The sequence below is a fragment of the Haloferax sp. Atlit-10N genome, from assembly GCF_003586325.1.
GTDB classification, from domain to species: Archaea; Halobacteriota; Halobacteria; order Halobacteriales; family Haloferacaceae; genus Haloferax; species Haloferax prahovense.
Map to the genome: position 1 here is coordinate 166,859 of NZ_PSYX01000003.1, position 24,196 is coordinate 191,054.

25 protein-coding genes and 1 tRNA gene are annotated in these 24,196 nt (G+C 67.3%); 12 read left to right on the plus strand and 14 right to left on the minus strand.

The features are described from left to right. Nucleotides 1–26 precede the first annotated feature (26 nt). The gene (locus C5B91_RS22435) at nt 27–191 is read left to right on the plus strand and encodes a hypothetical protein (protein ID WP_199514348.1); all 165 of its coding nucleotides are present in this window, start codon (nt 27–29) and stop codon (nt 189–191) included. A gap of 112 nt (nt 192–303) precedes the next feature. On the opposite strand, the gene C5B91_RS11570 is transcribed toward C5B91_RS22435, so the two are convergent. The 6 genes from C5B91_RS11570 to C5B91_RS11595 form a co-directional block, all read right to left on the minus strand. After that, nucleotides 304–1,038, minus strand: a complete 735-nt coding sequence (locus C5B91_RS11570; RefSeq protein WP_049967823.1) for a GNAT family N-acetyltransferase — start codon at nt 1,036–1,038, stop codon at nt 304–306. A 97-nt stretch (nt 1,039–1,135) separates the two neighbouring features. Beyond that, complete coding sequence (locus C5B91_RS11575) at nt 1,136–1,576, minus strand: hypothetical protein (RefSeq protein WP_008095023.1); 441 nt, start codon at nt 1,574–1,576, stop codon at nt 1,136–1,138. Between the two features lie 13 nt (nt 1,577–1,589). Beyond that, on the minus strand, nt 1,590–3,254 hold the full coding sequence (locus C5B91_RS11580; RefSeq protein ID WP_115819355.1) for an FAD-dependent monooxygenase: 1,665 nt from the start codon (nt 3,252–3,254) through the stop codon (nt 1,590–1,592). Continuing rightward, nucleotides 3,251–5,035, minus strand: a complete 1,785-nt coding sequence (locus tag C5B91_RS11585; RefSeq protein ID WP_115819356.1) for an electron transfer flavoprotein subunit alpha/FixB family protein — start codon at nt 5,033–5,035, stop codon at nt 3,251–3,253. Before C5B91_RS11585 ends, C5B91_RS11580 begins: the two co-directional genes overlap by 4 nt. Nucleotides 5,036–5,037: 2 nt before the next feature. Beyond that, complete coding sequence (locus tag C5B91_RS11590; RefSeq protein ID WP_049913602.1) at nt 5,038–5,919, minus strand: electron transfer flavoprotein subunit beta; 882 nt, start codon at nt 5,917–5,919, stop codon at nt 5,038–5,040. Between the two features lie 130 nt (nt 5,920–6,049). Beyond that, complete coding sequence (locus tag C5B91_RS11595; protein WP_004974610.1) at nt 6,050–6,379, minus strand: ferredoxin family protein; 330 nt, start codon at nt 6,377–6,379, stop codon at nt 6,050–6,052. Nucleotides 6,380–6,548: 169 nt separating this feature from the next. Here C5B91_RS11595 and C5B91_RS11600 point away from each other — a divergent pair, with 169 nt between their 5' ends. After that, the gene (locus tag C5B91_RS11600; protein ID WP_004974612.1) at nt 6,549–7,028 is read left to right on the plus strand and encodes a DUF456 domain-containing protein; all 480 of its coding nucleotides are present in this window, start codon (nt 6,549–6,551) and stop codon (nt 7,026–7,028) included. A gap of 28 nt (nt 7,029–7,056) precedes the next feature. Here the strand turns inward: C5B91_RS11600 and C5B91_RS11605 are convergent, their stop codons facing one another. The 4 genes from C5B91_RS11605 to C5B91_RS11620 all read right to left on the minus strand — a co-directional run bounded on the left by C5B91_RS11605 (nt 7,057) and on the right by C5B91_RS11620 (nt 12,077). Continuing rightward, the gene (locus tag C5B91_RS11605) at nt 7,057–7,716 is read right to left on the minus strand and encodes a cyclase family protein (RefSeq protein WP_008095027.1); all 660 of its coding nucleotides are present in this window, start codon (nt 7,714–7,716) and stop codon (nt 7,057–7,059) included. Nucleotides 7,717–7,782: 66 nt separating this feature from the next. Beyond that, entirely contained in the window at nt 7,783–9,495 is a 1,713-nt protein-coding gene (locus C5B91_RS11610; protein ID WP_008095028.1) for a glutamate--tRNA ligase, read from the minus strand. 183 nt (nt 9,496–9,678) lie between these two features. Next, nucleotides 9,679–10,725: a geranylfarnesyl diphosphate synthase gene (gene idsA3, locus C5B91_RS11615; RefSeq protein ID WP_008095029.1), complete on the minus strand. Its 1,047-nt coding sequence runs from the start codon at nt 10,723–10,725 to the stop codon at nt 9,679–9,681. Next, the gene (locus C5B91_RS11620) at nt 10,725–12,077 is read right to left on the minus strand and encodes a ribonuclease J (RefSeq protein WP_008095031.1); all 1,353 of its coding nucleotides are present in this window, start codon (nt 12,075–12,077) and stop codon (nt 10,725–10,727) included. Before C5B91_RS11620 ends, idsA3 begins: the two co-directional genes overlap by 1 nt. 381 nt (nt 12,078–12,458) lie before the next feature. Here C5B91_RS11620 and C5B91_RS11625 point away from each other — a divergent pair, with 381 nt between their 5' ends. The 3 genes from C5B91_RS11625 (at nt 12,459) to purF (ending at nt 14,746) form a co-directional block, all read left to right on the plus strand. Further along, the gene (locus C5B91_RS11625; RefSeq protein ID WP_004042938.1) at nt 12,459–12,689 is read left to right on the plus strand and encodes an LSM domain-containing protein; all 231 of its coding nucleotides are present in this window, start codon (nt 12,459–12,461) and stop codon (nt 12,687–12,689) included. Further along, nucleotides 12,686–12,862 carry a 50S ribosomal protein L37e gene (locus C5B91_RS11630; protein WP_004042936.1) on the plus strand — a complete coding sequence of 59 codons (177 nt, stop codon included), beginning with the start codon at nt 12,686–12,688 and terminating at the stop codon, nt 12,860–12,862. The genes C5B91_RS11625 and C5B91_RS11630 overlap by 4 nt, the downstream gene beginning before the upstream one ends. A gap of 402 nt (nt 12,863–13,264) precedes the next feature. Continuing rightward, entirely contained in the window at nt 13,265–14,746 is a 1,482-nt protein-coding gene (gene purF / locus C5B91_RS11635; protein ID WP_008095037.1) for an amidophosphoribosyltransferase, read from the plus strand. A gap of 365 nt (nt 14,747–15,111) precedes the next feature. On the opposite strand, the gene C5B91_RS11640 is transcribed toward purF, so the two are convergent. After that, the gene (locus C5B91_RS11640) at nt 15,112–15,672 is read right to left on the minus strand and encodes a DUF420 domain-containing protein (protein ID WP_115819357.1); all 561 of its coding nucleotides are present in this window, start codon (nt 15,670–15,672) and stop codon (nt 15,112–15,114) included. Nucleotides 15,673–15,815: 143 nt separating this feature from the next. Here C5B91_RS11640 and C5B91_RS11645 point away from each other — a divergent pair. From C5B91_RS11645 to C5B91_RS11660, 4 genes are all read left to right on the plus strand, one after another. Further along, nucleotides 15,816–15,900 (plus strand) — tRNA-Leu (locus tag C5B91_RS11645). Nucleotides 15,901–16,352: 452 nt separating this feature from the next. Continuing rightward, nucleotides 16,353–16,874, plus strand: coding sequence for a multiprotein-bridging factor 1 family protein (locus tag C5B91_RS11650; RefSeq protein ID WP_049967819.1), 522 nt, complete (start codon nt 16,353–16,355; stop codon nt 16,872–16,874). Nucleotides 16,875–16,909: 35 nt separating this feature from the next. Next, nucleotides 16,910–18,100: a serine-tRNA(Ala) deacylase AlaX gene (locus tag C5B91_RS11655; RefSeq protein ID WP_049967818.1), complete on the plus strand. Its 1,191-nt coding sequence runs from the start codon at nt 16,910–16,912 to the stop codon at nt 18,098–18,100. Nucleotides 18,101–18,194: 94 nt separating this feature from the next. Further along, nucleotides 18,195–19,340, plus strand: coding sequence for an acyl-CoA dehydrogenase family protein (locus C5B91_RS11660; protein WP_008095045.1), 1,146 nt, complete (start codon nt 18,195–18,197; stop codon nt 19,338–19,340). Between the two features lie 39 nt (nt 19,341–19,379). On the opposite strand, the gene C5B91_RS11665 is transcribed toward C5B91_RS11660, so the two are convergent. Beyond that, the gene (locus C5B91_RS11665) at nt 19,380–19,793 is read right to left on the minus strand and encodes a hypothetical protein (RefSeq protein ID WP_008095048.1); all 414 of its coding nucleotides are present in this window, start codon (nt 19,791–19,793) and stop codon (nt 19,380–19,382) included. A 75-nt stretch (nt 19,794–19,868) separates the two neighbouring features. Between C5B91_RS11665 and C5B91_RS11670 the strand changes: the two genes are divergently transcribed. The 3 genes from C5B91_RS11670 (at nt 19,869) to C5B91_RS11680 (ending at nt 21,471) form a co-directional block, all read left to right on the plus strand. Next, the gene (locus tag C5B91_RS11670) at nt 19,869–20,423 is read left to right on the plus strand and encodes an HAD family hydrolase (RefSeq protein ID WP_008095050.1); all 555 of its coding nucleotides are present in this window, start codon (nt 19,869–19,871) and stop codon (nt 20,421–20,423) included. A 194-nt stretch (nt 20,424–20,617) separates the two neighbouring features. After that, on the plus strand, nt 20,618–21,031 hold the full coding sequence (locus C5B91_RS11675; protein WP_008095052.1) for a hypothetical protein: 414 nt from the start codon (nt 20,618–20,620) through the stop codon (nt 21,029–21,031). 92 nt (nt 21,032–21,123) lie between these two features. Beyond that, a complete protein-coding gene (locus C5B91_RS11680) occupies nt 21,124–21,471 on the plus strand; it encodes a hypothetical protein (protein WP_008095054.1) in 348 nt (115 codons plus the stop codon). Between the two features lie 22 nt (nt 21,472–21,493). Here C5B91_RS11680 and C5B91_RS11685 read toward each other — a convergent pair whose 3' ends face one another. Continuing rightward, nucleotides 21,494–22,999 carry an RtcB family protein gene (locus tag C5B91_RS11685; protein WP_115819358.1) on the minus strand — a complete coding sequence of 502 codons (1,506 nt, stop codon included), beginning with the start codon at nt 22,997–22,999 and terminating at the stop codon, nt 21,494–21,496. 37 nt (nt 23,000–23,036) lie between these two features. Further along, nucleotides 23,037–24,149, minus strand: coding sequence for a DoxX family protein (locus C5B91_RS11690; protein WP_115819359.1), 1,113 nt, complete (start codon nt 24,147–24,149; stop codon nt 23,037–23,039). Nucleotides 24,150–24,196 lie beyond the last annotated feature (47 nt).

Here is a 24,196-nt window from a genome sequence, read left to right on the forward strand (position 1 = left end):
TAGTCGTCGCGGCCGACGCTCTCCGTATGGCCGACTGTAGCGAACCCGACTGCGAGAACGTCGCGGCGGTCAGGCTCTACGTCCCGTGGGACGCCGACAGGAACGTCTGTACGGCCCACGCGAGGGCGCTCGTCCAACAGGACGGCGTCGTTGCCGAACCCCTCGACGGGGCCGAAGACGACTGGTCGTAAGTCGGCCGGTCGGAGCGCGACCCGTCGCGGATGGGGGGCTGCGAACCCACGCGTCGCTGGCCGGAGAAGACAGCGCGCAGAAATTCAGGGTCGGAGTGGGGCCGGTCTGCGCTCACCGGAGCGAGACGGCCATCATCACTTCGTCGACGTAGTCGCCGTCTATCTTGTAGTGGGCGTCGCGGACGGCTTCGGTCTCCCAGCCGTGGCCTTCGAGGAACGCGATTGCCTCCTCGTTGGTCGCCGGAACGCTGTTGTAGAGCTTCTCGAAGCCGCGCTCCCGAGCCCAGTCGACGCCGCGGTCGAGGAGCTTGCTCCCGATGCCGTGACCGCGGAACTCCGGCCGCGTGCCGACCGTCAGGACGGCGGTGTGGCTCAGCTTCTCCGCCTCGGGCAGGTCGAGGTGAACCCAGCCGGCGAGTTCGTCGCCGACGGTGGCGACGAACACCATCCGAGAACTGACCTCGTTGTGTCGGAGGACGACCTCCTCGTGGTCGAGTAGGTCGGCGACCGTCTCGGCCTCGATGTACCGGCCCTCGTCGGCGACCTCGTGAATGGCGTCGACGAGGCTCTCCAAGTCGACGTTCTGGGCCATCCGAATCGTCACGTCGAGGTCGCCGAGTTCGACCGTCTCCTCCTCGCCGGGCGCGTAGGCCACCTCTACGTAGTTGCCGACCTTTCGGATGTAGCCGTCCCGTCGCAGAACGGTCAGGTGCGCCCCCAGCGCCGCCGGTTCGAAGTTGAGCGCCCGCCGAACCTCGTCCTCGCGGACGGTCCCGTGCCGCTCGATGTACTCGTAGATGTCCTTGCGGTCTTTGTGTCCGAAGTTGAGACTGTCAGTTACTTCCATGGTACACAATCACACTCATGATTTATAATTGTTGTTCGTGCCGGACCCGACGACAGTCGGTGGAGCCGACGGGTGAATCGGGGTCCGTGCGCCGACCTCAGCGCCTCTCGGGGACACAGGTCAGCAGTTGGGCGGTGTCGAGCACGTCGTGGGTCCGCAGCAGGACTTCGGCTGCCTCGCGGACCGTGAAGTCCGCGTCGAGGTCGACCCCGTAGCACCGGGCGTACATGTCGAGCCAGTCGTTCATCGCCCGGTGGAGGAGCTCGAACTCCTCGCCGGTGAAGGAGACCTGCCGGTCGCCCGTCCGCGCGCTGACGTAGAGCGAGACCGCCGGGCCGACGCCGTCGCGGGCGCATTCGAGCGCGCGTTGGTCCGCGGCCGACGGCGGCGGCGGGTCGAACGACTCCCGCGCTTCTCGCGCCTCGGCGGCGAGGGCTCTGGCGCGCTCCCCGAACCGGACGTCTTCGGGGTGTCGCTCCTCGGCACCGCGACCGTCGGCGACGGCGCGGGACTTCGATTGAGCCACGTCGCGACTCATCGTCTCACCCCCGTCACCCCCACTTGAACTCGACGCCCTTGTCGCCGCGTGGGTGGGTCCACTCGGTGTCGGCGACGACGGCGCAGGTGCCGCACTCGACGCAGGGCTGGGTGTCGAGGCTGACGACGCGCTCCTCCGAGCCGTTGGTTCGGACGACTTCCTCACGGTAACAGCCGCCGCCGAAGTCGACCGCCGAGACGGGACAGGCCGCCACCGCAGCCCCGCTGGCCTCGTAGGACTCGTCGCGGAGCGTGATGTGCGGGTTGCCGATGTCGGTGTCGTAGGTCAACCCGCCGATGCGGGCTTCGAGGTCCGGCGGCGTCACCGAGCTCTGGTCACGGACCCGCGTCCCCAACTCCTCGGCGATGACCGTCGGGAGCGTGACGTAGGGCGTCCGCGTGTCCGGCATCAGCGCCGACAGCGTCGGGACGTTGTAGAGGCGTTCGAGCCGCCCCGAGAGCGCGCGGATGCCGGCGCGCCCGACCGCCGAGGCGAGCACGGTGTCGACCACGTCGGTCACGCCGTCGTCCTCGGCGACGCCGCGGAGCAGTTCGTAGCCGCGGGGCCGGAGCTTCTTCATCACGCCCTCGCTCCGGAGCTTGCGGGCGTAGCGAGTCCCCGCTTTTTCGGGCTCGTTGCGCGATTTAGCCTGCGCGTACGACTCCGCGGCGAGCGCCCCGGCGGTGACGGCGTGGTTCATGCCCTTGATTATCGGCCCCTGCGCCTGCATCTGGCCGGCCGCGTCGCCGACGAGGAGCAGGCGGCCGAAGTGCGGTTCGCGCAGGGCGACCTTCTTCGAGTCGGGTACGAGTTTCGCACTGTACTCCAGTTCCGTGTAGTCGTCGCCGAGCCACTGCGCGAGAAGCGGGTGAGTCAGGAGGGCGTCGAGGAGCTGGTGCGGTTCGGCCTCCTCCGCGACGAGGCTGTCGAGATGGAACACCGTCCCGAGCGACAGCGTGTCGCGGTTCGTGTAGAGGAAGCCGCCGCCCCGGACGCCCTCGAAGAGGTCGCCAGAAAACAGGTGTGCCGCGCCCTCGTCGTCCGCCACGTCGAACCGGTCGGCGATGGCGTCTTCCGGCATGTCGACGACGGCCTTGACGCCCTGGAACCACTCGTCGGGCTCGTCCCAGTCCATCAGGCCCGCGTCGCGGGCGAGTTCGGAGTTCACCCCGTCGGCCGCGACGATGATGTCGGCGGTTATCGGGTCGAGTTCGTCCAGCGTGACGCCGACGATGCGGCCCTCCTCGCGGAGCAGGCCGTTGACGTGGACGCCCGTCAGGAGGCCGCCGCCCGTCTCGCGGGTCCGTTCGTGGACGCGGTCTTCGAGCCACGAGTCCATCTTTCGCCGGAGGACGGAGTCGGACCACTCGGTGTCGTGCTCGTGGAGGTCCGTGAGGTCGAACGACTCGACCTTGTCGCCGGCGATGTTGTGGATGCGGTACTTCGTGATGGGCCGCTCGGCGGCCGCCTCTCGGAACCCCGGAAAGAGGTCGTCGATGGTGTACGGCGCGGACTCCTCGGCGTAGATGAGCCCGCCCGAGACGTTCTTCGACCCGGCCTCGACGCCGCGTTCGAGGACGAGCGTCTCGATGCCGTAGTTGGCGAACGTCGCGGCCGCCGCCGCGCCGCCGGGTCCGGCCCCGACGACGAGCGCTTCGTAGTGTTCGTAGTCGCTCATCGTGACTCACCTCGGTCGTCCGCTACCGAACCGCTGTCGGGCGTTTCGCCCGACGTAGCCGATGTCGTGTTCCCTCCGTCGCTCGCCACCGCCGCCTCGAACCGGCCCTCCTTGAGCGCCGTCGTCAGCCGCGGCAGCACCTCGAAGAGGTCGCCCTCGATGAAGTAGTCCGAGAAGTCGCGGATGCGGGCGTCGGGGTCGGTGTTGACCGCGACGATGGTGTCGGACTCGTCCATGCCGACCTTGTGCTGGATCGCGCCGGAGATGCCCGCCGCGACGTAGAGCTTCGGCGCGACGACCTGTCCGGTCTCGCCGATCTGTCTGTCCTCGTGGGTGTACTGCTCGACGTGGCCGTCGAAGTTGAACGACCCCGTGACGATGCCGCGGGTGACGCCAACCTCGGCGTCCTCGAACTGGTCGGCGAGGTCCAAGGCGAGTTCGATGCCCTTCGTCGGGTCGTCGCCGATGCCGCGGCCGACCGCGACGACGACGTCGTGGCCGGTCAGGTCGATACCCTCGTCGAGCTGGTCGAAGTCGGTGACGGTGACGCGGAACCAGTCGTCGTCGAGCGGGGCGTCGTGTTCGACCACGAGGCCCTCGCGCTCGGCGTCGGGTTCGGGCAGGTCGAAGCTCCCCGGGATGACCGACGCGCCCTGCGGGTGAAACTCCCGCGTCGGGTTGTCGATACAGAGAATCGTCGAGTACTCGAAGCCGGAGAAGTCCGGGCGCTTCATGTGCAGGACGCGCTGGAACTCCTTTTTCTCGCCGGCGACGCCGGTCTTGACCGGGTTCGAGATGACCTCCTCCGTGATGTAGAGCCCCGAGCAGTCGCTGGCGAGGCCGGAGTCGAGTTCGGCCTGCACGAGCGCCGAGAGGTCCCGACCGTTGTTCGTCGCCGGGAACAGCACGTACCGCGGCTTGTCGTAGTCGCGCCACGGCTCGTCGCGGCCGCCTTCGACCTCGAAGTTATCGTGGGTGGCCCCCGCGCGGGCCATGTCGCAGAATATCTCGGTGTACGGCTTGTGCTGGAAGCGTTCGAGCCGGGCGTCCTCGCGGACGACGACCACGTCCGCGCCGTAGGCGATGACGTCCTCGACGTGCTTCGACACGTCGGAGCCGATGAGGACCGCGACGACCCGCTCATCGGCAGCGCGAGACTCCGTCTCGCTGGCCTCCGAGCCCTGCTCTGAGACACTGTAATCGTCGTTGTAGGTGTCCATCAGCTCGCGGGCCTTCCCGAGCATCTCCTTGGACACGTCCACGAGTTCGCCCGCCTGCGTCTCGCAGTAGACCCACATGTCGCGGTAGGTCCCCCCGTGGAGCGACCGGACGTGCCGCTTGTCCCGGGTCGGATGGTCGAGGTCCGGGTGGCGCTCCTCGGGCGTCCGGTCATCCACCTCGATTTCCGTGTCCTCCTCGTCGCTTCCCTTCACGGAGTCGATGCGGCTTCTGATGAGCCGCTTCACCGGGTCGCGGTCCTCGCCGGCTTCCTCGCGTTCGAGGAGGGATTCGAGGTCCGAGACCTCCTCGACGCTCTGGAGGGCGTTTCCGACCTCCGCGGTGCTCATCGACGCGAGGTCCATCTCGTCGGCGTCGGCCGGTTCTTCGTCGTCCTCGGAAAACTTCTCGATGCGGCTCTCGATGAGGGCGATGGCCGGCGCGCGGTTCTGTCCGCGGTGTTCCACCTGTAGCATCTCCTCTAACTCGCCGAGGTCGTCGATGTCCTTGATGGCCGGGCCGAGCTCCGAAATCTCGTAGTCGCCGGGGTCGAAGTCGGTCACGTTCAGTCACCCCCCGCGGCCGCGGCGTCGCCGGCGTCGTCGCCGACCGCCGACTGCATCGCGCCCAGTACGTCCTGCATGGCTCCCGTATCCTCCGGGTCGACCATCGTCGCCTCCCGCTCCGCCGGGGCCTTCGGAATCGGGTCGACCGACGAGACGATGGTCGGCGAGCCGTCGAGGCCGATGTAGTCCGGGTCGACGTTGATGTCGGCGTGGTCCCGCACCGTCAGGTGCTCCTCGTAGTTCTCGGCGCGCGCTCGAGTCTCCTCGCGCAGGTCCTTCAGCGTCAGGCGTTCGCCCGCCGTCCGATACGACGGCTCGAACTCGGGGTCCGCGACGACGAACGCCGGAAGCTCCGTCTCGACGGTCTCTATCTCCTCGATATCGCCTTCGACCAGCCGCTTGGCGCGCAGCGTCCCCTCCGCTTCGTCGATGTCGAGGGAGATGACGTGCGTGACGAGCGGCATGTCGAGACACCAGTTCGTCTGCGGGCCGGTGTGGCCCGTCTCCCCGTCTGCGGTCTTGAACCCGGCGAACACCACGTCCGGCTCGCCGAGCGTCTCGATGCCCGCGCTGAGCGTGATGGCCGTCGCCCACGTGTCGGCGGCCGCCATCTCGCGGTCCGAGACGAGGTGGAGGTCGTCGGCGTACACCGTCTCCATCGCCTCGCGTAACACCTCCTTGTACCCCGGCGGCCCCATGCTCATTACGCTCACTCGCCCGCCGTGTCGAATCCGCGTCTGGAGCGCCGCCTCCAGCGCGAAGCGGTCGTTCGGATTCATCACTGTGGGCGTCTTCCCCCGTTCGAGGTGCCCGTCCTCGTCGAACGATACCTGGCCCTCCCGGAAGTCGGGCACGCCTTTTGTAAGTACCACCATGTGCATTGAGAACACTCTCCAGTTAATGCTAGCTCATATTCATAATAATCTTTTGTACTAGGTGACCGGAATGTCCGCGCCGCGTATCGACGTCGCTGTCGGCGGTGTCGCCCGCAAAAAATCGGGGTTTCTTCCCTCAGATGCGTCCCGCTCGCCCGGGGTCGACGTCGATGGCGTCGACCGGGCAGACGTCGACACAGAGCATGCAGTCGATGCACTGGTCTTCGTGGGTCGGTTCGGCCTTGATGTCGGACTCCGGGTGCCCCGGCGTGTCGACCCACGTGAACACGTCCACGGGGCAGTCTTCCAGACACGCTCCGTCGGCGAGACAGATGTCGAAGTCCACCGCGACGTGCGTGCCGTGGATGCCGTGTTTCTCCGGCGGGTCGACCGGTCCCCAGACGGCCACGCCGTTTTCCTCTCCGACCTTCTCCCTGTTTGTCTCGAACTGCGGGTCGATAGCCATGACTCTTAGTGACATATTTCGGTAGAGGCAATAAACTATCCCCCGAACGGGCGGAACCCGGGCGACGTGGCGCGCGAGTTAGAACCCGGTCACACCCGCCGTCCTTCCGCCGCGGCCTCGACGCGCCCACTCGGTGGGGTGAATAGCCCCCGGCCCGAACCACCCCGGTATGGACGTGTTCCTCTGGGTCGCGCTCGCCCTCTTGGTCCTCGGCGTCGTCGGGAGCGTGCTTCCGCTCCTCCCCGGCGCGCTCCTCTCCGTGCTCGGCGTGGTCGTCTACTGGGTATCGACCGGCTTTTCGGACCCCGGGCCCATCGCGTTCGTCGGTCTCACCCTCGTCGGCCTCGTCGCGCTCGTCACCGACTACGCGGGCGGGATGGTCGCCGCGCGGTTCGGCGGCGCGTCGACCCGAACGTCGATTGTCGCCGGAGTCGCCGGCTTCCTGCTCATGTTCCTCATCGGCCCGCTCGGCATCTTCGTCGGCGTCGCTGGCACGGTCTTCGCCCTCGAATATCTCGAACACCAAGACGCGGAAGAGAGCGGTCGGCGAGCCCTCGTCGCCACGGTCGGAGTCCTCGCCACAGCGGCGGTGCAGGCGCTGTTGACCTTCTCGATGCTCGTCGGCTTCGTCCTCGTCGTGGTGCTCTAACGCCGGCCGACTTCGCTTCGCTCCCGAGTTACCGCTCGTCTCGACGCCGAATCAGTCCCGTCTCCGCGTCGGCGACGACCCGAGCGGGCGCGCCGTCGGCGTCCACGCGCAGCGGCATGACGTACAAGTCGAACGTCCGGTCGGTCGGCAGCGCGTCCAATCCGCGGAGGTTCTCGACGACGAGCAGTCCCGCCCCGAGAATCGCATGGTGCGCCGGGACGCCGTCGCCGCCGGTCGGGTCCGGGCTGAGCGCGTCGATGCCGACAGAGAGCCCCCGTTCTGCGCAGCCCCGAGCCGTCTCGGGCGCGAGCGCCGGGTGGTCGGGCATACGCTCCGTACCCCACTCGTCCTCCCAGCCGGTTCGGAACACGAGGAAGTCCACGCGCGGTTCGAGGTGTTCCGGAATCGCGTCCGGCCCGATTCGACCGCGGGGGCCCGCGTCTCGGCAGTCGGCGACCCGAGCGGTGAACCGGAGTTCCTCGACCGGGAAGTCGTCGAGGGTCGCGCCGTCCGGTTCGGTGTGTGCGGGCGCGTCGACGTGCGTTCCGGCGTGAGTCCCGAGTTCGAGCCGCGAGACGCGGTAGCCGTCGGCCTCGAAGTCGGCGTGCGACTCGACTGCGACGGGCGGGTCGCCGGGGTACGTCGGCATCCCGGTCTCGACGCGTCGGGTGAGGTCGAGGAGGGTCATACCGCCCCTTAGGCGGGGGTGGGTAAAACGAGTGTTCGTGTCGAGAGCGACTGTCCGTCGCTCAGTTCACTTGTGCGCGAAGTAGACGACAGTCTCGTCGTCGCCGCGGTCGTCCACGCGGACGAAGCCGACGCGCTCGAACTGGACGAGTTCGTCCGCCGGTACGTCGCCGAAGTCGGGTTCAGCGACGCCCGTCACGTCGCCGTCCATGGTGCGCATGCGGACCGGGACGCCGTCGGTCGGTGCCCAGTGAATCACGGCCACGTCACCCTCGCGGACCACGTCGAGGTCGTCGCCGGTGGCGACGAGCGAGTCGCCCTCGCGGCGGACCGCACCGAAGCCCTTCAGCCAGACGCGCTCGCCCTCGGCGGGCACGTCGCCCGATTCGAGGAGGACGCTGTCGCCGACGGGGATGTCGCGGGTGCCGCGCTCCTCGAAGCTCGGGTGGAGCGGCGGGTGGGCGCTGTCGGAGCCGCCCTCGACGGCGAACTCCGTCCCATCGCGGACGAGGAAGTAGCGGTCCGTGTCGTCGTCGACGAGGTCGCGGTTGTTCGCGTAGACCGTCGACATCGAGAGGTCGACGTTCGAGGTGGAGGTGCCGAGACCGACCATCGCGTCTACGATAGCCTGTCCGCGGATGCCGCGGCGGCGGAGGCTCTTGATGGTCGGCACGCGCGGGTCGTCCCAGCCTTCGACTTCGCCCGAGTCGATGAGTTCCTTGATGCTCGACGTCGACATCTTCACGTCGTAGGCGTCGACCTGCACGTGGCCCCAGTGGACGACCTCGGGGTAGTCCCAGCCGAAGTAGTCGTAGACGAACTGCTGGCGCTTCGCGGAGTCCTGCAGGTCGATGCCGCGGATGATGTGGGTGACGCCCGTGAGGTGGTCGTCGACGCCGGACTGGAAGTCGAGCATCGGCCACGCGCGGTAGTCAGCCGCCTCCTCGCGGGGATGCGGCGTGTCTATCATGCGGAAGGCGACCCAGTCGCGCAGCGCGGGGTTCTTGTGTTCGATGTCGGTCTTGACGCGGAGGACCATCTCGCCCGAACTGTACTCGCCTTCGACCATGTCCTCGAACTCCTCGCGGGTCGTCTCAGGGTCCTTGTCGCGGTGCGGACACGGCTTCCCGTCGTTCTTCAGGTTCGAGAACTCCTCGCCCGAACACGAACAGGTGTACGCGCCGCCCATCTCGATGAGTTCGCGGGCGTAGTCGTAGTACGTCTTCACCCGGTCGGAGGCGCGAATCACGTCGTCGGGCTCGAACCCGAGGTAGTCGATGTCGTCGAGGATGGCGTCGTAGGCCGTCAGGTCCGGCCGCTTCGTCTCCGGGTCGGTGTCGTCGAACCGGACGATGAAGGAGCCGTCGTACATCTCCTTGTACGTCCCGATGACCGCGGGCATGCGGGCGTGGCCGAGGTGCCACGGACCGTTGGGGTTCGGCGCGGCGCGCATGCGGACCTCGTCGTCCGCCTCGACGTTGGGGAGGTCGGGGAGGAGCGAGTCGTCCGCTTCCTCCTCGGCTTCCATCTCGGCGAGTTCCTCGGGCGCGAGGTCTTCGAGTCGGTCGCGCTTTTCGCCCGCAGACAGCCGGTTGACCTCGGCGACGACGGGGCCGATGAGCCCCGGAATCTCGCCGCCGTGCTGTCGGAAGTCGGGGTTCTCGCCCATCAGCGGGCCCATAATCGCGCCCACGTCGGCGTCGCTGTCGTGTTTGACCGCGTTGAGAAGCGCGTGCTTTTCGGCCTCTCGCTCGATGCGCTCTCGAAGCTCGTCGTCCATTACCGTTGGCTTCCGCGGCGCGCCTAAAAACAGGCCCGGATTGCGGGGAAGGGACCTCGCGCGGGCAGGGGTACGTGGGATGTTAGCACTCCAGATCAGATATGCGTTACGGCGGCGGGGCTCGGGAGACGGACGGACCGAAGAGAAATCCTCGTGGCCGCGGTTCGCGGGCGCGTCGCGCTCTCAGTAGCCGCGGGTGATGAGGTAGTCCGCGATGTCGCAGAGCAGCTCGCGGGCCTCGTTGTCCGGAAGGACGTCGAGCCGCGACTTGGCCTGTTCGGTGAGGTCTTCGGCCATCTCGCGGGCGTAGTCGATGCTGCCCGCTTCGTTCAGCTCGGTGACGGCGGCCTCGACGGCCTCCTCGGTGAGCTCCTCGGCCGTCTCGGCGTCGACGAGGTCGTCTACGTCGATACCTTGCTGGCGCGCGTGGAGGGAGATGATGGTCTCTTTGTTCTCCACGAGGTCGGAGCCGCGCTGTTTGCCGAGCTGCTCCGACGGCACGGTCAGGTCGAGCACGTCGTCCTGAATCTGGAACGCGCTGCCGGACTCGATGCCGTACTGGTAGAGCGCCTCCACGACGTCGTCGTCTGCGCCCATGACGACCGCCGGAACGGCGGCCGCGGTCCCGTAGAGGACTGCCGTCTTCAGTTCGACCATCTGGAGGTACTCGTCGGGGAGCACCTCGGTGCGGCGCTCGAACTCGATGTCGAGCGCCTGCCCCTCGCAGATCTGCGTGCAGGTGGTCGCGAGTCGGCGGACGGCTTCGAGGCCGTCGGCCGGGTCAGCGCCGGTCTTCGTCAGGAGTTCGAACGCCTTGGCGTACAGCGTGTCGCCGGCGAGGATGGCGGTCGAGTTGTCGTACTCCTTGTGGACCGCCGGGACGCCGCGACGGAGGTCGTCGTCGTCCATGATGTCGTCGTGGATGAGCGTGAACGACTGGATGACCTCGATGCTCACGGCCGCGACCATCACGTCGATGGCGTCGCCCGCGAGCGTCGGGAACGCCCGGTAGTCCTCGGACATCGGTTCGACGTCCGCGAGCGACTCCGCGGTCAGGAGTGAGACGGTCGGCCGGAGACGCTTGCCGCCGGCTTTCAGGAGGTACCGGGAGGCCTCGTAGAGCCGTTCGGGCTCGGCCATCGGTACGTCCTCGTCGAGCGCGTCGTTGACGAGTTCGCGCCGCTCGCGAATCGCCTCGAGCACCCGCTTTTCCGTCGCGTCGGGAGTCATCACTCCACCAGCTGAATCATGTTGCCGTTCCGCGTGACGTGGACGTCGCGACCGAGGGCGTAGCCCTGACTCTCCGCGAGGTCCACGTACGGAGCGAAGCCTTTCAGGTTCTGGTGAGCCGGGATGACGTGCTGGGGCTGGAGCGCCTGCAGCATCTCGTAGTGCCCCTCCTCGCGGAGGTGGCCCGAGACGTGAATCTCGTCGTAGATGCGCGCGCCCTGCATGCGCAGGAGGCGCTCGGACTGGTAGCGCTGGCCCTCGTTCGTCGGCTCCGGGATGACCCGCGCCGAGAAGATGACCTTGTCGCCGTCCTCAATCTCGTACGGCGTCTCGCCGCGGCCCATGCGGGTGAGCATCGCGCGGGGCTCGCCCTGGTGGCCCGTGACGATGGGCAGGTAGTTCTCCTTGCCCTCCTTCATGATTCGCTTGAAGGTGCGGTCGACGGACTTGCGGTGGCCGTACATCCCGAGGTCGTCGGGGAGGTCGACGAAGCCGAGGCGCTCGGCGGTGCCGGAGTACTTCTCCATCGAGCGACCGAGGAGGACCGGCTGGCGGCCGATGTCCTTGGCGAACTCGACGAGCGAGGAGACCCGGGAGATGTGCGACGAGAACGTCGTCGCCACGATGCCGCCGTCGTAGTCCTCGACGGAGGTCATCACGTCTTTGAGGTGGCGGCGCGCGACGGACTCGGAGGGCGTGCGGCCCTTCCGGCCGGCGTTCGTACAGTCTTCGATGTACGCGAGCACGCCGTTGCCCTCGCGACCGATTTCGCGGAAGCGCTTCATGTCGATGGGGTCTTCGAGGACCGGCGAGTGGTCCATGCGCTTGTCGAGACCGTAGACGACGGCACCCTCGGGCGTGTGGACGACCGGGTTGATGGCGTCGATGATGGAGTGAGTGACGTGGACGAATTCGAGTTCCACGTTGCCGGAGTCGCCGATGGACATCGTCTCGCCGGCTTCCATCTTGACGAGGTCGTTGTTGACGTTGAACTTGTTCTCGCCTTCGATCTGCTGTTTCACCAGTTCGATGGTGAAGGGCGTCGCGACGACGGGGGCGTCGTAGCGGTGGGCGAGCTTGGAGATAGCACCGATGTGGTCGAGGTGACCGTGCGTGGGGACGATGGCCTGCACGTCTCCTTCGAGGTCGCTCATGACCCGGTCGTCCGGGATAGCGCCCATGTCGATGAGGTCGAGGCTGTGCATCTTTTCGGTCTCGACGTTGTCGTGGATGAGGACCTGCGACAGGTTGAGACCCATGTCGAAGACGACGACGTCGTCTCCGGCACGGACAGCCGTCATCTGACGGCCGACTTCTTCGTATCCGCCTATGGTTGCGATTTCGATTTCCATGGTTTGTGTCTCGATATTCCGAGCATCGAAAGCCACGATGTGGCGAAGGTGCTCACGGAAAGACGGGTGTCTGGGGGCCACCGGCCCCGGCGTCTTGCAGCTCGTCGGTCGAATGACCCCGCGTACGAGACGGCCCGAACCGGTCGAACTGGGCGCGCCCGCACTTACCCGCGGGTTTCTGGTACTGAGTTCTACTCACGGGGGTACTAAAAACCACGTGGGTTCACCGCGCCCGCACGCCCGGGATCGTGAGAGGAAGTCTCACGTGAGCCGGGTTTTTCCTCCGTTCGACGACGATTTCGACCCGGACGATCGGATTCGAGGGCCATCTCGCACTGTCGGTCCGGCACATTTAAGATAACTACGAGACGGGTTTGATGCATGAGCGGCCGACCCCTCGACGTCCTCGAAGCGTCACTCGACGAGCCGGTGACGGTTCTCCTCAAGGACGGAAACGCGTACTTCGGCGTCCTCGCTGGTTACGACCAGCACATGAACGTCGTACTCGAAGAAGCGCTGGACGAAGACACCGTGCCCGGGGATATCGAACTCGAGCAAGTCCAAGACACAACCATTATACGCGGCGATAACGTCGTCACCATCAAAGCATGACGGGTGCAGGAACCCCTAGCCAAGGAAAGAAGAACAAGACGACGCACGTCAAGTGCCGTCGCTGCGGCGAGAAGTCCTACCACGTGAAGAAGAAGGTCTGCTCGTCTTGCGGCTTCGGTAAGTCGAAGAAGCGTCGGAGCTACGCCTGGCAGTCGAAGTCCGGCGACAACTAACGACTCTCGACGGTCTCAGACCGTCTCTGTCTTCTCTCTCGCCGTCTGCGGCGAGAACGAACCCGCGTTCCTGACTCCCGGTTTGTCCCCGCGCCCGTGACACTCGCTAGCACCGAGTACGGCGTCGCTCCCCGCCCGTCCCACCCGAGTTCCTTCCTCGTGTTTTCCGGTTTCCCGAACTGTCACTTCATCTCGTCACCGCTCTCGGCTGGGTTGGTTTACCTCCGTTTTCAGCCCTCGCCGTCCATGCAGCGCATCTCCCGCTCTCGTCGAATTCCCGCCCCACCGAGCGGTCACCACCGCGTCCGAGATATGCACCCATGTGTATATTTGCCGGTTCCTGAACCCGTAGTTACTGCATAAGGACGGGTTTTTTACCCCCTCGACTCTCTACCATCTTCCATGGTAACTGGGCGGGACGACTCCCACCACCACATCGGCGGACCGACCGAGAAGTGCGGTGTCGTCGGCGTCGCACTCGGCGGTCGAGACGCCGCACGGCCCCTGTACTACTCGCTGTACGCCCTCCAGCACCGGGGCCAAGAGTCCGCAGGCATCGTCACCCACGACGGGTTCCAACAGCACAGTCACGTCCAGATGGGCCTCGTCGGCGACGCGTTCGGTGCCGACGACCTTGACGGCCTGAAGGGCGAGGCGGGCATCGGCCACGTCCGCTACCCCACCGCCGGCGACGTGTCGAAGTCGTGCGCCCAGCCGTTCGCCGTCTCGTTCAAGTCGGGGTCGCTCGGGCTCGCGCACAACGGTAACCTCGTCAACGCCAACGAACTCCGCGACGAACTGGAGAACTTCGGTCACGCCTTCACCTCGACGGGCGACACCGAGGTCATCGCCCACGACCTCGCGCGCAATCTCCTCGAAGAGGACCTCGTCCGCGCCGTCAAGCGGACTATGGAGCGCATTCACGGCTCGTACGCGCTCACCATCATGCACGACGAGACGGTCCTCGGCGTGCGTGACCCCGAAGGAAATCGTCCGCTCTGTATCGGCAAACTCGACGACGGCTACGTGCTCGCCTCCGAGTCGGCAGCCATCGACACGCTCGACGGCGAACTCGTCCGCGACGTGAAACCGGGCGAACTCGTCGTCCTCAACCCCGACGGAAGCGGCTTCGACTCGTATCAACTGGTCGAACGCGACAACACGGCCCACTGCTTTTTCGAACACATCTACTTCGCCCGCCCGGACTCTGTGATGAACGACACGCTCGTCTACGAGGTCCGCCGCGGGCTCGGCCGGAAGCTCTGGGAGGAAAACGGCGTCGACACCGACGTGGTCATGCCCGTTCCCGACTCGGGCCGCGCGTTCGCCTCCGGCTACGCGGAGGCCGCCCAAGAGGACGACGCGACCGTCGAGTTCGCCGAGGGACTGATGAAGAATCGCTACGTCGGCCGGACGTTCATCATGCCGACTCAGGACGAGCGCGAGCGCGCCGTCCGCCTCAAGCTCAACCCCATCAAGAGCACCGTCGAGGGCAAGTCCGTGACGCTCATCGACGACAGCATCGTCCGCGGGACGACCTCGAACCAGCTCGTCCAACTGCTGTACGACGCCGGTGCGACCGAGGTCCACATGCGCATCGGCGCGCCGCCCATCGTCGCGCCCTGTTACATGGGCATCAACATGGCCACCCGCGAGGAACTCATCGCTTCGGACAAGTCCGTCGAGGAGGTCCGCGACACCATCGACGCCGACAGTCTCGGCTACCTCTCTATCGACGCCGTCGCCGAAGTGCTCGAAAAGTCCCGCGCCGACCTCTGTCTCGGCTGTGTCACCGGCGAGTACCCGTACGACATCGACGGCGAGGAGACCGACCGCGACGTGAGTCGCCCCGTCGTCGGTGCCGAAGTGCCGCTGAGCGACTGAGTTCCGGTTCCGGACCCCGCCGGTTCCGCTCCCGTTCGTCCCCCCACGCCCAACCTGTCGCTCCGTCTGACAGTCAGCGGGAGCCTCGATAGCATAATCAACGGGGTCTTTCTTGTCTCTCGCACCCGTTGTTCGAACCGTACTCCGACTCGCCGAGGACCGGGTTGCGAGCGGAGTACGGAGTGCGAATCGACGGGGTGGTGGAGCGCCGCGGGAGGGCCCGCACATCCCGTCTCTGTGACCTGCCGGTCGCACCACGTACTACCGCCCGTCCGAATCGGCGGCCCTCGGGTCGCGCGCCCCGCCGCGGGCGTCGGACGGGTACTCCCTTTGAACGCCCGAGCGACGGCGCTCGCCGTCCCCGCTCAGTAGACGACGTAGAGGAGGACGTAGACGACGTTTCCGAGGACGAACGAGACGAGCCACAGCGAGGCCGCGACGCGGCCGAACCGGGCGTGTTCCGTCCCGAAGACCTCGGTTATCGGTCGCGTCAGCGCCAACAGCAGAGCGTAGTAGACGACGGGGACACAGACGACGGCCAAGAGGATGTGAACCGCCAGCGTCGGGAGGTAGACGAACTGGTAGACCACGTCGGGGCCGGGGAACTCCGCGGTTCCCTGGACGACGACCTTGTAGAGATAGAGGACGAGAAACGTCGCAAAGAGGAGGAACGAGGCGAGCATCATACGCCGGTGGCGCTCGATTTCGCCGCGGCGGACGAACCGGACGCCGGCGAGGATGGTGACGATGGCGACGGTGCTGATGACCGCGTTCACGTGCGGGATCGCGTTCAGCACGGCCTCGGGAGCAGTCGGAATCGCGGCGCGAGGAATCGCGCCGAGCGCCGCCCCGAAGACGAGCGCGAGCGACAGCACCGAGAGAATCGCAGTCAGTCCGCGGACGTGGTCGCGTGCTCGGAACTCCATAGGCGTATCCCGGTGCTGCGAGGCCAAAATCGTTCTGTCGCCCGCCCGTGGCACGGCGCCTGCAAACGCCCGACATTGCCGAGTCGAAAGGAAAGTCATTTAAATTACCGCGGGGTAAACGAGAGTGCAGCAAGACACAGCGAGCGTGGGTAGCCAAGCCAGGCCAACGGCGCAGCGTTGAGGGCGCTGTCCTGTAGAGGTCCGCCGGTTCAAATCCGGTCCCACGCATCGCAAGATGCAGGTGACGTCCCTACACGGACATCACCCACGCACAATCCTTCCACAAAACTACATCCCTGAGAGATTCCTCTCTGGGTTTCTCTGGCTGGTTGCACCCCGACAGCGAGAGCGCTGTCCTGTAGCGGTCCGCCGGTGAGAATCCGGCTCGCCGGATTCGAACGTCGAGACGAGCGAAGCGAGTCTCGGAAGTTCAAATCCGGTCCCACGCATCGCAAGATGCAGGTGACGTCCCTACACGGACATCACCCACGCACAATCCTTCCACGAAACTACATCCCTGAGAGATTCCTCTCTGGGTTTCTCTGCCCTGCTCCTCGCTGAGGAACACCTCTCTGAACGTCTCGTTATTCACCGGCCAGCGACCGTGCCGCCGCCGACTTCGACCATCGACCGCCGTCCCGTGCCGCGAGTTTAAAAGGGTCGAACGAGTAACACGCGGCATGGCCAAGTACTCGACGAACCGGGGCGGTGGCGGCGGCGACGGCGACAGTTGCGAACTCTGCGGTCGCAGCACCGCGAAGCTCCGGCGCGCGAACGTGGCCGGCGCGGACCTGTTGGTCTGTCCGGACTGCGCGCCGCACGGCGAGAACCGCCACGCGGACCGAAAAAGCGAGTCGACCGACGCCTCGCGCGACGGCTCCGAGCGGAACCGCAAGAAGCGCGCCGCCCAGCGCACCGCCAAGATGTACGACAGCGCGAAGGGAGACTCCAAACACTGGGAGGAAAAGGGGACGAACTACGAGAAAGACCGGCTCCCCTACCTCGTCTCCGGTTACGGCGGCGTCGTCGAGTCCGCCCGGCAGGACGCCGGCCTCCAACTCTCCGACCTCGCCGACGAACTCGAACTCGACGAGAAGCAACTGCTCGCCATCGAACAGGGCCGGGCCACGCGGGCGAACATCGGCGGCTCGGCCATCCGCGCGCTCGAAGAGCGCCTCGGCGTGACCCTCGTCGACGAGTAGCACGATTTTTCTCGGTCGGGCGTCTCGACGCGCATATGTCCGACTCACTCGCACCCGAGTCCCCGACGGTCCGGGCGTTCGACGCGACGGTGACGCGCGTCGACGGTCGGTCGGTCGTCCTCGACGAGACGTACTTCTACCCCGAAGGCGGCGGTCAGCCCGCCGACCGCGGTGTTCTCGGCGGCGTCGCCGTCGAACACGTCCGAAGCGAAGCCGACGGAACGATCGTCCACGACCTCGCGGCCGACCCCGACTTCGGCGTCGGCGACGAGGTGACCGGCGTCGTCGACGACGACTTCCGGACGTACTGTATGCGGGCGCACACCGCGAGTCACGTCCTCTACGGCGCGGGTCGCCGCATCTTCGACGACCTCGGCTACGGCGGCTTCGACATCTCCGCGGAGAAGGTCCGCGTCGATTTCGAGACCTCGACCGAGGTCGACGACGACGCGCTCGTCGAACTGGAGCGTCTCGTCAATCGAGCGGTGTGGGACAGCCGCGAGGTGTCGTGGGAGGAGATTCCCGTCTCGGAGGCCCGCGAGCGCGAGGAAATCGCGTTCAACGTCAAGACCGAGGAGGGCGTCTTTGCCGAGTCCGAAACCGTCCGGGTCGTCTCCATCGACGGCTGGGACTGGGCGGCCTGCGGCGGGACGCACGTCTCGAACACCGTCGAAATCGGGTCGGTCGAGGTGCTCGGTCGGTCGAACCCCGGCGAGGGACTCACCCGCGTCGAGTTCGCGGTCGGTGCCTCCGCTATCGACCGCCGTGCCGCAGTTCGAACGTCCGCCTACGAGGCCGCCCGAGCGCTCGGAACGAACCTCGACGGTCTCGGAGAGTCAGCCGCCACTGTCGCGGCCGCGCGCGAAGAACTGGAATCCGAACTCGCCGACCTGAAGTCCGAGGTACTGCGCTCCCGACTTGCGGACTTCGAGACGGTCGAACGCGACGGACTGACGTGGCGGGTCGGTGCGGTCTCCGGCTTCGACGCGAACGAGGTCGGCGACGCGGCCAAGGAGGCCCGCGACGGTGCGGACGTGGTCGTCGCCGTCGGCGAGTCCGACGCGCCGTTCGTCGTCGTCGCTAGCGCCGGCGACGCGGCCGCCGGCGACGTCGTCGCCGAGGTGACAGGCGAGTTCGGCGGCGGCGGCGGCGGCGGGCCGACCTTCGCGCAGGGCGGCGGTCTCGGCGCGCCGGCCGACGAGGTGCTGGCGTACTTACGCGACTGAGTTGACTCTGACCACCGATACTGTGGCGTGCTGACGCCCGACGGACGACCGGCGGTTCAATCATCTTTTTCAATGATGGTCCGTACTCATCACCATGGAAACCGTAGGGTCTGCCACGGGTCTGACCGACGAGCAACGGGCCATCCGCGACGTGGTCCACGAGTTCGCCGTCGAGGAGATTCGCCCGACCGCGCGCGAGGCCGACGAGACGGAGACGTTCCCGGAGGACGTGTGGGACGGCCTCGCCGAACTCGACCTGACCGGTCTGACCGTCCCCGAGGAGTACGGTGGGTTCGGCGCCGACCGCGCCACCTACGCCGTCGTCAACGAGGAGGTCGCCTACGGCCAACTCGCCGTTGCGACCGCGCTCTCCGTGCACTGTCTCGCGACCGAGTGCATCGCCGAGTTCGCTACCGAGGAGCAGAAGGAAACGTGGCTCCCCGAGATGGCTCGCGGCCGGCCGGTCGGCATGTTCGGACTCTCCGAACCGGACGCCGGGTCGAACCCCGCGGAGATGTCGACGGTCGCCCGACGAGAGGGCGACGAGTACGTCATCAACGGCAAAAAGCAGTGGATAACGAACGGCCAGCGCGGCGGCGTCTGCATCCTCTTCGCCAAGACCGACCCCGACGACCCGTCGTCGGTCACGCAGTTCCTCGTCCCGAAGGAGGCCGGCTACGAGGTCGGCAAGAAAGAGGAGAAACTCGGCCTCCGCGCCTCCGACACGACGGCGCTCCTCTTCGACGACGTTCGCATCCCTGCGGAAAACCGACTCACCGAGGAGGGCAAGGGACTCTCCGCCGCCTTCCGCATCCTGACCGGCGGCCGAATCGGCATCGCCTCGCAGGCCGTGGGACTCGCGCAGGCCGCGCTCGACGACGCCATCGACTACGCGAACGAGCGCGAGCAGTTCGACAACCCCATCTCGAAGATTCAGGCGATTCGCCACAAAATCGCCGACATGGGCACGCAGGTCCACGCCTCGCGGATGCTCGTCCGCGAGGCCGCTCGCGTCGCCGACGCCGGCGACGACCCGCGGACCGCGGCGTCCATCGCGAAGTACTTCGCCAGCGAGGCCGCGGTCGACGTGACGAACGAGGCCGTGCAGGTCCACGGCGGCTACGGCTACACCACCGACTTCGACGTGGAACGCTACTACCGCGACTCGAAGATTACGACCATCTACGAGGGGACCAGCGAGATTCAAAAGGAGATTATCGCGCGGTCGCTCCTCGACTGAAGGGGCGAGCCAGCCCGCTTTTTCACCCGGTCGGGTCGCTCACGGACTCCGGGCGAGCGTCGGCAGTCCCCGCTCGCGGACGACGTCGACCGCGGCGACGCCCGCGAGGAAGATACATCCGACGAGCGTCACCCACGCACCCGCCGCCGAGACGAACGTCTCGTCCCACAGTTGGATGAACCGCAGGACTGCGACGGTCCCGACGACGCCGACGACGAGTTCCGCGCGGCGGGACCGCCGTCCGGCGAGCGCGGCCACGGAGAGCAGGACGACTGTCGGGAGGAGGACGATGCCGTGGACGAGCTCCAGACCGTTTCCCATGCCGCCGTAGTAGACGGAGATAACCGGACCTTCGTGGGCTGGGTCGACCTGTATCCACGGGAGGAAGACGCCGGCCGCGACGACGAGCGACGGGAGGACTGGGGCGAGGCGTTCGCGGAGCGGAGATGCCATATCGGAGGCGACGCCGGTTTTCCGTATAGGCCTTCTCCCGAAGCGTCTTTTCCCCGCGGTTCCCTACTGCGGGCAATGACGCTCCCCGACCTCTCGGCGTTCGACGCCGTCGTCTACGACCTCGACGGCACGCTCGTTAACCTCCGCGTCGACTGGGACGACGCCGCCAGCGACGCCGCAGCCGTCCTGCGCGACGCTGGCGTCGACGCCGACTCGCTGGACCTCTGGAAGATGCTCGACGCGGCCGACGAGGCCGGCGTCCGCGACGAACTGGAGCGGGAGCTCGCGGCGCACGAGCGAGAGGGCGCGTGGGTCTCCGACCGTCTCCCGCTCGCGGACTACCTCGCTGACGACGGCGTCCCCTCCGGCGTCTGCTCGCTCAACGCCGAGGACGCCTGCCGGGTCGCGCTCGACGTGCACGACCTCACGGGGCACGTCGACGCCGTCGTCGGCCGCGACACCGTGGCGACCCGCAAGCCCGACCCGGAGCCGTTGCTCGCGACGCTCGAACGGATGGCGGTCGACCCCGACTCGGCCGTGTTCGTCGGCGATTCCGGTCGCGACGAGGTGACCGCCGACCGCGCGGGCGTCGCCTTCAGATACGTCGACGGCGGCCCGTCGGGCGTCTGAGACGAGGCTCTGAGGAAGCAGAAATCGAGAGATGCAGGGCGAACAGGCGGCACGTTCGCTCCGCCGGACGGCGTGCCGCGCTCCCGCGTCTCGCCCGGCGGCGATGCTCAACGCACGGGGGCGCTGGCCGCGGAATCGGTGATAAACCTCCGCTCCGGCGCGGCCGTTAAGCCCGCCGAGTCCTACGGTCACGCATGGGATTTCCGGTCTCGTACTACTGTCCGCACTGCGGCGCGGTCGTCGAACTCGAACGCGACGGCTACCTGGCCGACAAGTCGGTGACGCCGTACCCGCTCGAAGGCTGGTCGTACGCCGACCCGACCGACGACTTCGAAGACGCCGAGGGCGTCCGGTTCGCCTGCGGCGAGAGCGACGCCCCCGGCCTGTCGTGGACCGGTGACGTGGTCGATGCCGACGACGTGGAGAACCCCACGCTGGCGTCGCCGTGCGGCCGCGAGTTCTACCTCTCGTTCGTCAGATACGAGAATGGCCGCGAGGTCGAAGCCGTCCCCGAGAGCGACTACGTCGTCATCGGCGGGGGAGGCCCGTCCGGTCCGTCGGGCCCACGAGGTCCGGACGCGGGGCCGCGCGGTCCCGACGGGTTCTGAGTCTTCGGGAGCCTCCGCGCCCGCGACGTACGTCCGAGTCGTGCGAACGCGCGTCACTCCGTATTCAATAGCTCACGCGTCGACTATCTATCATGGTTCCCATTCAGTCCACGTTCGGTCTCGGTGACGCGCTGTTCTTCGTCCCGTTCGTCGTCATCGCCGTCGTCATCTTCGCGTTCGCCGGCGCGGTGGTCTACCTCGAACACAGAAAGGAGATGGCGCTCATCGAGAGCGGCCACTACGACGAGGTCGGCCGCGACTCGCGGGCGTGGATTCTCGGCGGCGGCCTGCTCGTCCTCGCGCTCGGCCTCGGAAGCGTCGTCTCGGCGCTCCTCTCCGGCGGCGCGGTCGGCGACGGCGTGACCGCGGTCTTCGTCGGTCTCGCGGCGCTCGCGTACTACTTCTACAAGCGCCGCACGGTCGGAACGACCGCCGCCTGAGCCGCGAACACGGGTCGGGAGCTCAGCCCTTGATGTTGCAGACGGGGAACGTCCGCGCGACCTTGTCGCCGATGCCCAGTTCGTCCGAGACGCGGACGACCTCGTCCACGTCCTTGTAGACGCCGGGCGCTTCTTCTGCGACCGTCGCGCCCGACTGGGCCTTCACGTATATCTTCTCCTGCTCGCGGAGTTCGTCCTGCACCGTCTCTCCCCAGTACTCCTGTTTCGCTTTGGTTCGGCTCATAAGTCGGCCCGCGCCGTGGGCCGTCGAGCCGAAGGTGAGGTCGAGCGACTGGTCGCCGCCCCGGAGGACGTAGCTCCCCGCGCCCATGCTGCCGGGGATGATGACCGGCTGACCCACCTCGGCGTAGGCGGGCGGCAGTTCGGGTCGCCCCGCGGGGAACGCCCGCGTCGCCCCCTTTCGGTGGACGTAGAGTTCGCGCTCCTCGCGCTCGACGGCGTCGCTGTCTCGCACAGGTCGCCCCTCCGGGTCGACCCCGACTTCATGGACTTCCTTCTTGGCGATGTTGTGCGCGACGTCGTACAGAAGGCGCATCTCCATGTCGCGCCAGTCGCGGTCGAACACGTCGGCGAACACCTCGCGCGTGCGGTGCATGATGAGCTGTCGGTTCACCCACGCGAAGTTGATGGCGGCGCACATCGCGCCGTAGTACTCTTCTGCGAGCGCGGAGCCGGCGGGCGCGGCCGCGAGCTCCTTGTCCGGGAGGTCGTCGAGCAGGTCCTTGTGTTCCTTCTCGATGCGTCGGAGGTAGTCGGTGCAGGTCTGGTGGCCGAGGCCGCGGGAGCCGCAGTGGATGAGCACGACGATTTGGTCGGCTTCGAGGCCGAACGACTCGGCCACGTCCTCGCGGTAGATGTCCGTGACGCGCTGGACTTCGAGGAAGTGGTTCCCGGAGCCGAGACTGCCGATTTGGTTACGGCCGCGGTCCTTCGCCTTCTGCGAGACGAACTCGGGGCGGGCGTCGTCGCGGAAGCCCTCGTCTTCGCAGTGGGCGAGGTCGTCGTCCGTGGCGTAGCCGGCGTCGACCGCCCAGCGCATCCCGCGGGCGAGGATGTCCTCGATGGTCTCTGCGTCGCCCGTGACGACGCCGCCGCCGCCGAGGCCCGAGGGTACCGCCTCGAACAGGGCGTCGACGAGTTCCTCCTCGTGTCCCTGGAGGTCCTCGTAGGTGAGGTTCGTCGTCATCATCCGGACGCCGCAGTTGATGTCGTAGCCGACCGCGCCGGGCGAGAGACAGCCGTCCGTGGCGTCGGTCGCGCCGACGCCGCCGACCGGGAACCCGTAGCCCTGGTGGCCGTCGGGCATGCAGATGGCGTGTTTGGTGATACCCGGCAGGTGCGTCGCGTTCCGCAGCTGTTCGAGCGTCTTGTCGTCGCCGATGTGGTCGAGCAGCGCCTCGGAGGCCAGCACCCGCGCGGGGGCGTTCATCTCGCCCTCCCGCGGAATCTCCCAGACGTGCTCGCGAACCCGTCGCAGTTCGATGTCGCCGAACTCGCGCGTTTCCATATCCGGACAATCGACGCGGCGACTCAATAGGATTCCGTCACGCGCCGGCGGACCGCCCAGACGCGTCGCCGTCGCTCTCGGCGTCGCCCGCGCCGCGGTCGGAGAGCGCGCGGTCGACGGACAGCGGCCCGCCGCCGGTCACGAGCAGCGCCGACACGAGACCGAAAAGCGAGATGTGCGCCAGCACGGGGTCGTCCGGCAGGCCGAACAGCGTCGTCGTGAACAGCAGGAAGGCGACGGCGGAGGCCGCTCGGGTGAACGCGCCGGCGACGAGCAGGACGCCGACGAGCGCCTCGGCCAGCCCCGCGCCGACGACCCACAGTTCTGGTGCGACCGGGACGACCGCGGTGAGGTCGTACTTGGCGACGACCGCAAGCGCGTCGCCCGGCTCCATGAGCTTCTGAGCGACGCCGAGGTAGACGAACGTGAGGCCGAGGCCGACCCGGAGAACCGCGGGCACGTAGGCTTCGAGGTGGCGAGTCCGCTCGACGAACGGGAGGGCGACCCGACGATAGAACGGGTCGATGCGGGAGTAGAACGTCCGGTCGTCGGCGGCCATCGAGGCGACGACGTGGTCAGCGCTGGGGCGGCCGCCGCCGACGAGTGCGATGGCGAGGAAGCCCGGCACGTACTCGAACGCGAGGACTAACGCCGGCTCGACCGCCAGTCCGACGAGGTAGGTTCCGAGGCCGACCGCGGCGACGAGGCGCGTCCCGAACCCGAACAGCAGGAGGAACCCGACCGTGATGCCGAACAGTCGGACGAAGACGGGCGACGAGGACTGGACTGCGGGCGAGAAGAAGTAGCCCGAAAACCCCGCGCCGACGAGCGGGAGCCCAACCGCGAGGCGGAGGAGCCACGGGAGAAGCGACTCGTAGGACGCCATCGTTCGGCGGAACGCCCGAACGTCGTTCGGGAGCGGTCGGAACCGAAGGTAGGCCGCACCGGCGACCGCGACACCGACGCCGCCCGCGCCGAGGACGGCGAGATTGAACGGGTCGATCAGCGCAGCCGACAGAAACGCCGCCACTTCGACGGGGTCGCTCCCCGGCGTCACGTACTTGACGTGCGCGCTCGCGCTCCCCGCCCCCGCCGCGAGGAGCGCGACGAGGCCGGCGAGTCGGGTCGCCCCGCGGACGTGCTGTGTCATGTCCCGGGTTACGACCGAACGAACATAACGGCGCGGGATGAATACAG